At 47.4% G+C, this 13,625-nt stretch carries 13 protein-coding genes; 6 read left to right on the forward strand and 7 right to left on the reverse strand.

Translation table 11 applies throughout. The features are described from left to right. Nucleotides 1-12: 12 nt before the first annotated feature. A complete protein-coding gene (locus tag KE626_RS31285; RefSeq protein WP_211977021.1) occupies nucleotides 13-381 on the reverse strand; it encodes a hypothetical protein in 369 nt (122 codons plus the stop codon). Nucleotides 382-544: 163 nt separating this feature from the next. Here KE626_RS31285 and KE626_RS34785 point away from each other — a divergent pair, with 163 nt between their 5' ends. Further along, nucleotides 545-1,345, forward strand: a complete 801-nt coding sequence (locus KE626_RS34785; protein WP_249207835.1) for a DoxX family protein — start codon at nucleotides 545-547, stop codon at nucleotides 1,343-1,345. A gap of 22 nt (nucleotides 1,346-1,367) precedes the next feature. Here the strand turns inward: KE626_RS34785 and KE626_RS31300 are convergent, their stop codons facing one another. The 4 genes from KE626_RS31300 to KE626_RS31315 form a co-directional block, all read right to left on the reverse strand. Then, the gene (locus tag KE626_RS31300) at nucleotides 1,368-2,780 is read right to left on the reverse strand and encodes a COG3014 family protein (protein ID WP_249207836.1); all 1,413 of its coding nucleotides are present in this window, start codon (nucleotides 2,778-2,780) and stop codon (nucleotides 1,368-1,370) included. 69 nt (nucleotides 2,781-2,849) lie between these two features. Then, nucleotides 2,850-3,446 (reverse strand): penicillin-binding protein activator LpoB, encoded by a 597-nt coding sequence (locus tag KE626_RS31305; RefSeq protein WP_211977022.1) that lies wholly within the window; start codon nucleotides 3,444-3,446, stop codon nucleotides 2,850-2,852. A 26-nt stretch (nucleotides 3,447-3,472) separates the two neighbouring features. Then, nucleotides 3,473-3,919 (reverse strand): hypothetical protein, encoded by a 447-nt coding sequence (locus tag KE626_RS31310; RefSeq protein ID WP_211977023.1) that lies wholly within the window; start codon nucleotides 3,917-3,919, stop codon nucleotides 3,473-3,475. Between the two features lie 92 nt (nucleotides 3,920-4,011). Then, on the reverse strand, nucleotides 4,012-4,749 hold the full coding sequence (locus KE626_RS31315; RefSeq protein WP_211977024.1) for a MarR family winged helix-turn-helix transcriptional regulator: 738 nt from the start codon (nucleotides 4,747-4,749) through the stop codon (nucleotides 4,012-4,014). Between the two features lie 107 nt (nucleotides 4,750-4,856). On the opposite strand from KE626_RS31315, the gene KE626_RS31320 reads away from it, so the two are divergent. Together KE626_RS31320 and KE626_RS31325 are read left to right on the forward strand one after the other, a co-directional pair. Next, complete coding sequence (locus KE626_RS31320; protein ID WP_211977025.1) at nucleotides 4,857-5,372, forward strand: hypothetical protein; 516 nt, start codon at nucleotides 4,857-4,859, stop codon at nucleotides 5,370-5,372. 113 nt (nucleotides 5,373-5,485) lie between these two features. Beyond that, nucleotides 5,486-7,453, forward strand: a complete 1,968-nt coding sequence (locus KE626_RS31325) for an alpha-L-arabinofuranosidase C-terminal domain-containing protein (RefSeq protein WP_249207842.1) — start codon at nucleotides 5,486-5,488, stop codon at nucleotides 7,451-7,453. A 21-nt stretch (nucleotides 7,454-7,474) separates the two neighbouring features. Here the strand turns inward: KE626_RS31325 and KE626_RS31330 are convergent, their stop codons facing one another. Then, on the reverse strand, nucleotides 7,475-8,320 hold the full coding sequence (locus KE626_RS31330; protein ID WP_211977026.1) for an aminoglycoside phosphotransferase family protein: 846 nt from the start codon (nucleotides 8,318-8,320) through the stop codon (nucleotides 7,475-7,477). A gap of 59 nt (nucleotides 8,321-8,379) precedes the next feature. Then, the gene (locus KE626_RS31335; RefSeq protein WP_211977027.1) at nucleotides 8,380-9,321 is read right to left on the reverse strand and encodes a nuclear transport factor 2 family protein; all 942 of its coding nucleotides are present in this window, start codon (nucleotides 9,319-9,321) and stop codon (nucleotides 8,380-8,382) included. A gap of 291 nt (nucleotides 9,322-9,612) precedes the next feature. On the opposite strand from KE626_RS31335, the gene KE626_RS31340 reads away from it, so the two are divergent. From KE626_RS31340 to KE626_RS31350, 3 genes are all read left to right on the forward strand, one after another. Then, nucleotides 9,613-10,827 (forward strand): alpha/beta fold hydrolase, encoded by a 1,215-nt coding sequence (locus KE626_RS31340; protein WP_211977028.1) that lies wholly within the window; start codon nucleotides 9,613-9,615, stop codon nucleotides 10,825-10,827. A 155-nt stretch (nucleotides 10,828-10,982) separates the two neighbouring features. Next, nucleotides 10,983-11,999 (forward strand): GntR family transcriptional regulator, encoded by a 1,017-nt coding sequence (locus KE626_RS31345; protein WP_211977029.1) that lies wholly within the window; start codon nucleotides 10,983-10,985, stop codon nucleotides 11,997-11,999. A gap of 6 nt (nucleotides 12,000-12,005) precedes the next feature. Beyond that, entirely contained in the window at nucleotides 12,006-13,604 is a 1,599-nt protein-coding gene (locus tag KE626_RS31350; protein WP_211977030.1) for a solute:sodium symporter family transporter, read from the forward strand. Nucleotides 13,605-13,625: the final 21 nt, after the last annotated feature.

A 13,625-nucleotide genomic window follows, 5' to 3' on the forward strand; every position in this document is an offset into this window, starting at 1 on the left:
CTCCTGTTATATTTACTCTGTAGCTGCGGGCTGCGGATGTGGAGTAGCTGCGGGCGCTTTCTTTTCTTCCGCTTCCACCATCCACTGCGTCAGCTTATATTTTGGCAGTATCTCCTGCAACTTTTTCTTTAACCATTTGGAAACGATCTCAAATACGATGAAACCAATAACAATGGAAATAGTCCATTCCATGGTGCTGTAGGTGTGCTTATCCACCACCGTTTTATGCGCGGTAAGTCCCCATAAATTCCGGATGCTGCGGGTAGTGAAATAATGTGATACCAGGCGGGTAGACAACATGCCGATAACAAACCCTAAGAAGTTGCCAACGTAATTGTTATATACATACTCAACAAATTTCCTGACAAGCTTAAATTTCATATAATCGATTATTTATATGCTAAGCTACTGCCTAAATCGGGAAAATGCCAGTGTTCGAAAAAAAAAATAACAAACATTATAAAAAAAATTGCCGCTGTTTGTCCAATTTTTGTTTCCCCGGTACTTATAGTGATAGAAACATTTATCACTGAAACTTATCATCATGGAAACTACTGTCAATCGTTCAACTGTTGCCTTACGCACACGTACTGTTTTCTTCTGGATTGCGACCGGTATTATCGCATTGGAAACCGGGGTAGGCGCCGGATGGGACCTGCTGAAAATACCTTTTGTACGCACCGTGATGGTGCAGCTGGGGTATCCTGAATATATTCTTATCATCATGGGCGCCTGGAAAATACTGGGAGTGCCGGTGCTGCTGGCGCCCGGGCTTCCAAGGCTAAAGGAATGGGTATATGCCGGTTTATTTTTTATCTATACCGGCGCTGCAGCTTCGCACTTGGCCATAGGGCAGGGCGCCGATGCAATTGGTCCTTTTATTTTTGCACTGCTCACTATTACTTCCTGGGCCTTGCGTCCGGCCAGCCGCAGGGATTTTAAGCCCTTGTACACCGGCTTTGCCACTTTCCGCGGCAGGATCATTACCTACTGGATCACCACCGCGCTGGTAGTTTTCCAGCTGGGCTCGGGAGGGATTGCGGATATCCTCCGGCCTTCGTATGTGGTGGAAGGCATGGTACACCTGGGTTACCCGGTTTACTTCTGTGTGATCCTGGGCGTGTGGAAAGTGCTGGGCGCTATTGCCGTACTGCTGCCACGTACCCCGCGGTTAAAGGAATGGGCTTACGCAGGTGCGCTCTTTGATCTCACCGGTGCGGCAGCTTCCCATCTGGCCGCTGGCGACCCGGCACTAAAACTGGTAGGTCCGTTGCTCTTCGCAGGTTTTGCACTGGTATCCTGGGCGCTGCGCCCGGCCAGCCGCCGCGATTTGGCGGTGAGCTAACCACGATATAACGGTGCTCCCCCTACGATTTTTGCAGCGACGAGTAGTGAATAGTCTGTAACCGTCCATCGCCGGTTACATTAAATACTACTTGTTGCGGGGTATGTTGCCCCTGCAGGGTCAGCGTAATTTTATTCGGTCCCTTTTTTAAGGGCACACGGGTGTAGTAGATCGTATGGGGGAGACTTTGCCAGTTCCGGGTATCCGCTTTTTCCGTCAGCACATTTAACAGGTTCAGGGCTTCTCCCAGTGTTTCGTTTTCATTTTTAACCTGTTGCTCCGCCAGTTTCTTTAACGCAAGCCGGGTTAATGCCAGCCCCATCTCTTTTAAGAAGCGTTCTTTTAAAGTACGGAAAGCGAGTTGGTTCACATCCTCCACTTTTTCCAGCGGCAGCGTATAACTGCTGTCACGCTGTATGCTGGCGCCGGTATAGTACAGTGGCTGTTCTACGTATTTGGGAAATGCAATACGGAAGGCGTCAAAATGCTTCCGCAGCTGATGACAGGAATCCCGTGAAAACAAACCGAAATCAAACGGGATGAAGAGCGTGTTATCCGGATCGGTAAAAACAAAATTCCCCGGACCTCTTTCTGTCAGGGTAAAGAAAAAATTAGCTTCCGCTTTAACGGGCGCCAGTCCGTTTTCCCAGAACACCAGTACTTCTCCGCCGTCTTTATCAGGAACAGGCTGATAACTGCGCCCGAACTGTTTTTCGTAATACGCTAACTCCTGGCTGAAACCCAGCAGGGATGCGGTGCGCAGTAGGTCTTCCTGCAGTTGTAATGGCAAGGGGATACCATAATAGGTTTTATCCGGTTGCCGGAGAAAAATATCGGCGGCATTACGATAGGCAATAAATGCGTTGTTGATATCGCCGCCACTTTCATATACCACGCCCTGTATGATCATGGAAAAAGCGTCGCTGGCATATTTATTTTCCTTATTCTTCTTACGGTCGTTGAGTTCATATCCGCTGAGCGATATCCTGCGCGCCTCTACAGTAGCATCTTCCATCATGTTGAGCTGCATGTAGTTGATCGATTTATAATAATGGATCAGCAGCTTTTCAAAATCTTCCCCACGATATTCCTGCATGGCGGGATTGGTAACAAGCCCCAGCGCCTGATCCCACATTTTATTTCTGCCACCGCTGACCAGCAGAGAATCTGCTGCGTTGAAATAACGGTTGCTTTCCTGGTAATGCCCTTGCAGGAAAGTGGTTTTTCCCTTCTCCATATAAAATAACAACCTGTTACGACCAGCTTTTAAAAATTTATTTTGATCCAGCTGCCCGGAAGCTTCGTCAAAACGTCCCTGGGAAATAGCGCCATAATAATGACTGATGGCGCCATTGTAGGTACGGCAGGAAAAAAGAAGGGTCATTACCAACGACAGTGACAGCCGCCACTTCCATTGATCTGTTATCTTGCTCATCAATATTGCTGTTGGATAAAAGAAGCGCCGGCCATAAGGACCGACGCGTAGTGGTACAGATGGTAGGTATTAGTTCTTTACGTATTTCGCAATCTTCTTATTGCCAATCCACACAACTTCGTTGCTTTGCAGGTCCGTCAGCTCCAGGTCTACCTGGTAGTATACCACCATTTGTTTTTTATGAGAGTCAACAATGGAGTTGATACTTCCCTGTAACATGTAGTCGGCGCCCACTTCCAATCCCCATTTTTTCATAGTCGATACCGCGGCATTTTTTTGCTGATCGGCGCGTTCGCCTCTCAGTTCCTCTCTTTTGGCGCCGCCCTGTACCAGCCGTATTTTTTGAGTGGTTACGAAAGAGCGCTCCATATCTTTTACGAAGGTTTCCGCATCAATATGTTCATGGGTTTTGTTGGATACCATACCCACGATCACCACCGGCTTTTTACCGGCATGTTGTTGCTGGAAATCGGGCAGCCAGTTTTCACCCAACACCCTGGTGGTCATTTCTTCTGCGGCAAGACGGGAGTCAGTGTTGTTCCAGCGTCCGCTGATATCTATTTGTTCTTTTTCATCTACCCTGGTTACTTTCCGCGGAGCACATCCCTGCAGTAAAATACCGGCCATAAGAATCCCTGTAAATGCGGCTGCATTAATTTTAAACATTGGGTGGTAAGTTTTATATTGATATATTATCTGAAAAGAATATAGGCGCCTAAAGCCAGCGAGGTAACGGTGGCAATGTCATTCCACCGGAAGCCGCCAGGGTAGTGCCCATAGGTGGGGTAGCTGTAGCCGTAAGGCCTGTTATAGCCAACGGCATAATCGTTATAAGTATAGTCGTTCCAATAGCTGCTGCGTGCCATCCGGCGATCCTGTCGCCATTGCCGGCGTTGTTCCTTTAATGCCTGCTTTGCCTCGAAGTATTGATAGGCGTGATAGGTTTGCTGCAGCGTGGTGCCCTCATTCCTGGTCAGCGAATCGGCCTTGAACAGGTAAGCGTTCATACTTTCCCGGTAGCGGGGATTCTGATCAGGAAGCAACGCCTGCGCCTGTATGCAGGTAGTGGCCGCCACTAAAAAGAGGGTCGCCAGACCCGGCTGCAGTATGCGTTTCAGTAAATCGTTTTGCTTCTTCATACAATCATCAAAAAGCTCTTTTGAGAACTCCTTTCCATTATAGGACGCATGCGATGTAAGGTCCCCCTATACGGGTGCGAAAAAATTACAACCTATTTATGAAATGATCGCAACAGCTTGTCGATATCCTTATCTGCTATGCCTTTCATGATTTTTTCCTGTTGCTTTACCTGCTGCTTGAAAGCACTCAATACCTTGTCAAGCGCTTTTTCTCCATAGCGTGAGGTAATCATTTCGTCAATGCCCCGGTTTTTTATATTGGTTCTGATCTGCTCCTGTTTATCGACCGTTTCCGTAAGCAGGTCAATGAGCTGTTGTTTATCTTCCCCCTTTATATCATGATACAACAGGTAGGATACTTTATAGAGATGAAAACCTATTTGTACCAGCAGGGCTTTGCCCTTATCAGTAAGACTCACCAGTCTGGCCCGTTTATCTGCCGGATCGTTCTTCTCTGTAATCAGCCCTTTTTTCTTCATCCGGTTCAGGATATCAATGCCGGTCGACTGTTCCATCATACTAAGACTGATAGCATCCGTTTTTTTCGCTTCGCGTTTGAAGTTGATCACGTTTAATAAATAAAACCATTCCAGTTCTATGTCGGGGATTTCTTTGACGGCCATCCGGGCATAGGTGGTATGTAAACCGCTGGTTTTACCTATCAACCCCGCCAGTACGCCATCTGCCTCATGGGCCGCACTGGCTTCCTGCACCGTTTTTTCGGGATGCTTTTGCAGGTACTGCCTGCAGAAATCCGCTACGGTAGGCGCCGTGGTGGTGGTGGTGTAATGATCCCATTCCGTGATCAATGCGACTAGGGGTGTTGTCATATAAAACGGTTTCGTTGTAAATTTTAATCGGTTTCGTTGTTTATTTGACGAAAATATCCTTTCTTTACAAATATAAACAACGAACCCGTTCAATAAATTTTTTCTCTATGAATCATATTACACTGGAACAGTTATTTGAAGATTGCACCGCCACAGATGTACCGGCAGCACAAACAGCGATAAAATACCTGGAGCACACCATTGAAAAGCACACGGGAAATAAACAAACGGCGGAAACCTACCAGGCTTTATTCAGCGGCCGGGAAGATTTATTACACCTGCAGCTAACGGCAGCAGACCTGCGCAGCATCACCCGTTTCCTGTTTTTCCTGCTGATGAATTATCCCGACCGCGCCGTTGCTACCGCCAGGTGCCTGGTAAAATGCTACGATAAAACCATGGCCACCGGCATATGCATGGCCATAGAAGCCTACTGGCAGCAAAGCGACGAAACAACCTGCTACCTGACAGATGCCATCACCTATGCCGGCTCGTTTGAAGAATTTGATGAAAGGGTCATCACCTTATTCAGGAAACTGAAACAAAACGGTTTGCCGGAAACAAGGAAAGTAATGTCCGCCAAGTTTGCATACTACAAAAAGTTCTATGCGTTTGAAGAATAATGAGGTAATATAAATTAATTGTCATATTGACATTAATAAAAAAAGCTGTATTTTTCCGTTGTAGTATCCCGGCGTCCGCTTAATCATACCTGCCGGGAATAACCACCACGATTATGAAAAATACAGCAACAGTCATGCCCGGCCAACGGGGGAAGAAGAGCGTAGCCACGGGTTTCATCCGCATCGTATTCGTATTATGTTTCCTCGGGGGACATATCGTTAACGCACAAACGAAGAGTAAAAAGATATCCAAAGATCTCTTTGGTATTTTCTTTGAAGACATCAGCTATGCCGCCGATGGCGGATTGTATGCCGAACTGGTGCAAAACCGGTCATTCGAATATACGCCTGCAGATCGCAGGGAATGGAATCCCTTCACCGCCTGGGAATATCTTACCAAGGGATATGGATATGGAAGGGTATCCGTGGAAAGCAGCCAACCGCTCCATCCCGGCAATCCGCATTACGCAGTACTCCGCATAGATGATCCCGGTCAGGAAGGCGTTGGGCTCCTGAATAAAGGATTCGATGGTATTGTGGTAAAAACCGGTGCGCAATACCGCTTTTCTGTTTTTGCAAGGTTATTGTCAAACACGGCCATCCCGGTATCAGTACAATTACGGGGTAGAAAAGGAACCGTATATGGAGAAGCCGCCATTACCGTGGGTTCGGCAGATTGGAAAAAGTATACAGCAGTATTGGAAGCACAGCAAAACGATGACAGCGCGGTGCTGGTCGTTGTGGCCAAAACAACCGGCGCTCTGGCCATAGATATGGTTTCTTTATTTCCCGCTAATACCTTCCACGGAAGGGAGAACGGCATCCGTGCCGATCTTGGTCAGGCCATTGCGGATCTGCAACCAAAATTTATGCGCTTTCCCGGCGGTTGCCTGGTACATGGCGACGGACTACAGAATATGTATCGCTGGAAAAATACCATCGGTCCCGTTGAAACAAGGCAGGAACAACGGAATATCTGGAACTACCATCAATCCGGCGGACTGGGTTATTTCGAATACTTCCAGTTTTGTGAAGACATTGGCGCCAAACCATTGCCGGTAGTGCCTGCAGCCGTGAGCTGTCAGAACTCCGGCGGCACCTGGGCCATTGGCGGCACCGGCCAACGCGGATTACCACTGGCGGAAATGCCGGATTATATTCAGGAAGTGCTCGACCTGATTGAGTATGCCAACGGACCGGCAACATCTGCCTGGGGCGCAAAAAGAGCTGCCGCCGGTCATCCGGCGCCGTTTCACCTGGAGTACCTGGCCATCGGTAATGAAGACAAACAAACCGATGCCTTCAGGGAACGTTTCAAAATGATCTATGACGTGGTGAAACAAAAACACCCCGAAATTACGCTGATCGGAACCGTTGGCCCTGCACCGGCAGGGGAGGACTTTGATGCCGGCTGGAAATTTGCCAATCAACAATCCATCCCGGTGGTAGATGAACACTACTATGAAAATCCGGAATGGTTCCTGGCCAATAAAAACCGATATAACAGTTACGATCGTACGAAATCAAAAGTTTACCTGGGTGAATATGCTTCCCGCGGAAATACCCTTTTTAATGCCCTGGCCGAAGCGGTATATATGACGGGGCTCGAACGCAACGGGGACGTAGTGTGTATGGCTTCCTACGCGCCACTGCTGGCAAGAACCAGCCATACCTCCTGGAACCCGAACCTGATTTATTTTACCGGCGACAGCCTGCGGCTTACGCCTAATTATTATGTGCAGCAATTGTTTTCCGGTAACCAGGGTGACAGCTATTATCCAGACGTAGTTTCCTGTTCATCTGCCGACGCTGCTGTGGCAGCTTCCTGTGTAAAGGACAGTAAAACAAACGATTTCATTTTAAAACTGGTAAACGCCGGCAATACCGCGGTAACAGCTAAAGCAGACCTTTCCCGTTTGGGCCGATTCGATAGCAACGCCACCCTGACTACTGTTACAGGCGTCGACGGAAAGGCCATGAATGCGGATAAAACAACAGGTACTTACAAAGTAGGTAAAGTGTTGGCCTATGAAATGGCGCCACATTCTTTGTCAGTGATCCGTATTAAAACGAAAAAATAACAGCGTGGTAATAACAGCACACTAAGATAGCTGCGATAACGCACCAAGGGCAATTTCCGCCACTCCCAGATCCAGGCTGGCATCATCGCCATCGTCGAGTATCCAGGTGGCGGAAAGTCCTGCCCATGCCACGATCCATTCCAACAGGTGTTTGAACGGAATACCCGATTCCGCAGAAATAATACCGGCCTGTTTTATCAGCCGGCCATCGGCCAGCGCCGTGTCTATATTCGGGTTGCAGAGAATATTGGCAAAGTCGAAAGCGCGTTCACCGATCAGGCGTTTGGGATCAATGGCTACCCAGCCGCGTGCATCGGAATGAATAATATTTTCATGATGAAGGTCGCCATGCAAAACGGAAACATCGTTTTGCTCCGCCAGCAACCGTTTTGCCATGGCCTCGCAGGTAACGATTAACGGACCGTACTTATCGCCCGCTTTAAACAGGTCGTTAAACCAAATGTTCAGCGGAATCAGCTCCGGCAACGGTTTGGCGGCAGGTGTATGCAGTTGTTTGGCTACACTGCAGATAATCCGGGTAGCTTCATCATCCTGCCCGGCGCGTATCATGTCGCGCAGCGATGGCTGCGTACTGCTGATCCTTTCCAGTAACAACGCCTGCTCATCGTACCTGAGTACGCCGGCCGCACCTTTGCCACCCCACCAGTTCATCAGCACATAACCTTTTCTTTCTTCTTCCTCCATCGCTATTTTTAAAAACGCGGGAGTACCCTCATGTAAAACGGGTTGCAGCAAACTGCAATGGGTGAAAAAAGAATCGCCATCCGGTTTTAGCTTCCATTCATCAAGGTATTGCTGCCGCTGTATTTCAGCGGTCTTTTGCAGGGTTTCCAATTCTTGCAGCATGGTACGAAATTAAGATGTAAATATACGGAGTTCCTGTTTTCCGCCATGCAGTCGTATTACTAATGTAAACTCACTACCCTGGACATTTTCCAGGTGTCGCCCACCTGTTTCCAGATAATAATAAACTTGCTTGCTTTGGAAGGTGTTCCAACCGGCTCCTGGTTGTTATGGAATTTGTGATAACCGATTTCCACAGCGCCATAGTGATGGATGGGGTATACTTCTATACTCCCGGGCACGATCTCCCTCGTTACCTTGCCACAGATATTTCTTTTTATAGAGGCAATCATCTCCTCCCTGGAGGTGTTCACTCCCGTTCTATCGTGATAGAACTCAATGGTATCGGCTGTCATGGCGTCCATCTTTGGCAGGTTACAGGTATTGTAAGTATCAAAATAAAGACTGTCCATCCGGGCAATCGCTTCGTACAACGGCTCTTCGGAAGGATTGTAAGGCATGGGTACATACCGCGCGGCAGGATCATTGTTAAAATGTGTTTTTACCTGGAAATCCATTTCTGTAGTCATTTTCCATTCACCATCCTTTTTCTTCCAGGTACGGGAAAACTTGGATTCTTCTACCTGTTTCTCCTGCTTACCACTAACGGCCAGGTATAAACGCTGTATGCCGGTTTGAATCGCTTCGTCGTTGTTTACGGCAAATGCCTGCAAACTTCCTTTTACAATTTCACGACGCATACGGTTATTCCTGTTGGCACAAAAACGCTGTATGTTCTCAACAAAATTCGCCCTGCTCTGGTCCATGGTCAAACCATCATACCCGTTGTCATGGTAAAAGACAAAGTCTTTCGATAATACCCTGTCCAGGGCCTCCACCTTGCAGGTGTTAAAGGCAATGTTAAACAGGAGACTATCCTTATTCGCCAGGGCCGTAAAAAGCACATCGGATGCTTTCGCCGATTGTGCTGCCGCCCGCCGTGCACCGGGTAAAAAAACAGCTAAGAATAGTGTAAAATTAACTAATATGACCCTTCTTTTCATGATGGTTGATTTTTAAGTCAATGTGACCATAGGATTATTGTTATGCAAAGATATGTGTTTTTAATAGTAGTATGCAATGCATATTAGCTAAAATAGTTAAATATATTACCAGCGGCGATCGATCAGGCTGAATGGTAACTGCCCGTAACCAGACCGGTCCGCACTATCGGCAACGCTTCTTCGCCTGTATCCATCCCGCAAAAAAAACGTTTGATCACATTTGTAAGCAACTGTATCACATTCCGAAAAAACGCTGACCGGGAAAGCTAACCTTGCAAAAAAAACTACGCTATGAAAAAACTAATCCTGATCTTATGTTTATGTCTTTCCGTGTTGGCGTCATTTAGCCAAAGCCTGGTTACCTTCGGGCAGCGGGACAGTATTTATTCCGCCATCCTGAAAGAAAACAGACCACTGTGGATCTATAGCCCTCCGGTGGACACCACGTGGTTTGTAAAACCGGCTTACCCGGTGGTGTATGTGCTCGATGGCGATTTTCATTTTACGTCCATCTATGCTATGATGCAGGAACTGGGGATCACCAACGGCAACACCGCACTCCCGCAGATGATCATTGTTGGCATCCCGAATACAAACGGTAACCGCACCAGGGATCTCACGCCCACGGCAGATACCACACAAGGTAATTCCGGTGGGGGCGAGGCTTTTACCGCGTTCATGGAAAAGGAACTGCAACCTTATATCAATCATAAATACCCGGTAGCGCCCTATAATATCCTGATGGGCCATTCCCTGGGCGGGCTGCTGGTTACCAATACCCTGCTGAAGCATACGTCTTTATTTAACGCATACGTAGCCATAGAACCCAGCATGTTCTGGAACCGGCATCAGCTGCTGATGGCCGCCGATACCTTTTTGCAACAGGATAAATTCAAAGGGAAACGTTTCTTCCTGGCGCTTTCCCATACCATGAAGCCGGACCTTGATACCCAACAGGTAAGAAATGATCCCGACTTCGGCTCCATTCACACCAGCGACATCCTGCAACTGCTGGAGAAACTGAAGAAATACAGCAATAATCATCTCGCCTGGAATTTTAAATATTATGAAGATGATGACCATAACTCCATACCGTTTGTGGCCCTGTACGACGGATTAAGGGCTGCTTTTCCGGGTAACCGTTTTCCCACCTATCTCTACTTTGGAAAAAGCGATGATATCGACTCCCTGAAAACGCTGATCGTTCGCCACTACCAGTCGCTCTCCGCACAAAGAGGCTACCGGGTACGCCCCTCCGAACAAACTTTCAACGAATTTGGCTACCGCCATCTGCAGGAGAAAAATTTTGAAAAAGCAAAGATGTTCTTCCAGCTGAACATCGACTATTTCCCCGAAAGCTTTAATACCTACGACGGGATGGGCGACTACTACAACGAAATACATAATGTGCCACAGGCCATCGTTTACTGGAAAAAAGCACTCGCGCTGCGCAACAGCCCCGAAATAAAAGAAAAGATAGCAAAGGCAGATCCGCATCATCCATAAAAAAAAGTTTTGCATTTAATAGAAAAAGGTAATAGCTTAGCAATGGTATAGGATAGTATAGTATAGGGATGCACTTATGGTATATCGCCTTATATCATTGCTAAAATTCCACATTCACTAAAAGCTAAAAGCTAGAAGCTAAACGCTAAACCGGCATGCGTGATCTCTACGAACAAATACATGAGCTGGAAGGCATTCCCGGCTTATCAAAACATGAGCAGTTTGTGCAGGGAATCATCAATTCCATTAACGCTAAAACGCTTTCCCGGGGCGACTTGCTGCCATCAGTCAACCAGCTGATAGGAGAACTGGGATTTGCCCGGGAAACAATTGCCAAAGGATACAAGGAACTGGTAGCGCGGGGCATAGTGGAATCTAAGAACAGGAAAGGTTTTTTTGTCAGCAGCGACGACACCGGTCAGCAGCTGAAAGTGGCCTTGTTACTCTATGCCTTCGATACATTCCAGGAGGCCTTCTATAAAACATTCCGTGCCCATCTCGGCGATAATATTCATATCGACGTATTTTTTCATCATAACAACATCGAAATTTTTGAGGCCATCATCGGCAATGTAAAAGGCCGTTATGGCATGTACGTGGTGGCGCCGATTCCCCATCCGAAAACAGCCGATATCCTGAAGGTTATTCCCATGGACAAATTCCTGATGGTAGACCGTTTTGAACCTTTGGCGGCTCCCTGTTCGTATGTAGTACAGGAGTTCGGAGATACTTCGTATACAGCGTTTGCGGCGCTAAGCGACACCATTCAAACTTTTAAGGAAATGATCTTCTATTACCGGCCGGCAACAGATACGCCGATCGAAATATTGAAAGCGTTTAAAAAGTTTGTGAAAGACTATAAAATAAAAGGGGTTATTAAAACCGCCTACGTGCCTGGTACCGTTGAAAAAGGAAAAGTATATTATACCATCAACAATACCGAACTTTGGGCCATCCTGAAAGATTGCGTGGAAAAGAAACTGGTACCGGGAACGGATGTAGGTATCCTTTCCCATAACGATGATGTGATCAAAGAAATCATTTGCGACGGCATTACTACTTATTCCACCGACTTTGGACTAATGGGCGGGAAAGCAGCCGCTTTTGTGTTGAACAGGGAAAAGATCCAGGAGATAGTGCCTACCGTTTTAATCAGAAGAAAATCATTATAGCTGTTGATGCATGTTTCAACCATTATAAGTTTTGTTGTTTTTGTGGTGATTGTAACGGTATTGTCCTGGTACATAACAAGGAAGCACCAGCTGAAAACGGCGTCAGATGTGTTTCTGGGCAGTCGCAGCCTGAACTGGATTGTAATAGGAGGGGCGCTGTTCATGACCAATATCAGCGCCAACCAGTTTATCGGCGAAAACGAATCCGTGTTCATGAACAACATGTCTATAATGGCATGGGGAGTGACCTCGGTTCTTGCCATGCTTTTTGTCAGCGAGTTCTTCATGCCCATTTACCTGCGTATAGGCGCTGTTACCACGCCCGATTTCCTGGCAGTACGGTACGACGGCGCCACAAAAAAAATTGTATCCGTGGTATTCCTCGTCAGCTACCTGGTGAACCTCATTCCGGCAGTACTGTACGGCGGCGCCGTGGCATTCAATGGTATCTTTCATCTCAACGAAATACTGCATATCAGCTACTGGTCCGCCATATGGCTGTTGGCCTGCCTGATTGCGATCACCGGCTACCTCTACAACGTACTCGGCGGCCTGAAAGTGATCACCATGTCCGATACGGTACTGGGCGCCGGCATGATTGCCGGTGGCTTATTACTGCCGTACTTCGGGTTTAAATACCTGGGCCATGGCGATGCAGCGGAAGGACTGCGGATCGTATTGGGTACAGATACCGGCCACCTGAATGCCATTGGCAACCGGTATGATGCTGTTCCTTTCTCTACCATCTTTACCGGTATGCTGCTGGTCAACGTTTACTACTGGGGTATGGAACAATTTATTGTACAGCAGGCGCTCGGATCTGTGAACCTGGAACAAAGCCAGAAAGGGATTGCACTGGCCTGTTTGTGTAAACTGCTGTCGCCCCTGATGCTGAATATCCCCGGATTGATAGCGGTGCATTTATACCTGCATCCCCAGAGTACGGCAGAAATTTTTCCGAGACTGGCAGCAGATGCGCTGCCACCCGTATACACCGGTTTAATCGCAGCCGTGGTGTTTGGCGCAGCACTCAGCACGTTTAACGCCGGCTTAAGCAGTGCAGGTACACTTTTTACCATGAACCTGTACAAACCTTATATGTTGAAAAAGAAGGGAGAGATAGCAGAAAAAAAATTGCTCAGCACCACATGGATCTTCCAGGTGATAGTTACTTTAATAGGTATCGGTATTGCACCGTTTATTATGTTATTCAAAGGCGGGTTTTACAATTATATACAGATGCTGTCCGGTTTTTTCAGCATCCCTATTTTTACCATCATGATCGTAGGTATGGCCACCAGGTACATTCCTGCCGTGGCCGCGAAAGTAGGACTGCTCTTCTTTTTTGTGGCGAATATCTTTTTCCAGCTGATCCTGGACACCGGTTTGCACTATCTGCACCTGCTGGCCATCCTTTTCGTGATCACTGCTTTGCTGATGCTGGCTATCGGTAAAATATGGCCGATGGCGGTTCCCTATACACCGGCCACTACACCCAGCGTTACGCTGCAACCCTGGAAAAACCGACACTGGTATAGCGCCGTGCTGATCATCCTCATGGTGCTGCTGTTTGTTCTCTTTTCCCCGATGGGGCTGGCGAAATAATAAATAAGTCAATCATAAATA

Source organism: Chitinophaga hostae (genome assembly GCF_018224885.1).
Classification (GTDB): Bacteria; Bacteroidota; Bacteroidia; order Chitinophagales; family Chitinophagaceae; genus Chitinophaga; species Chitinophaga hostae.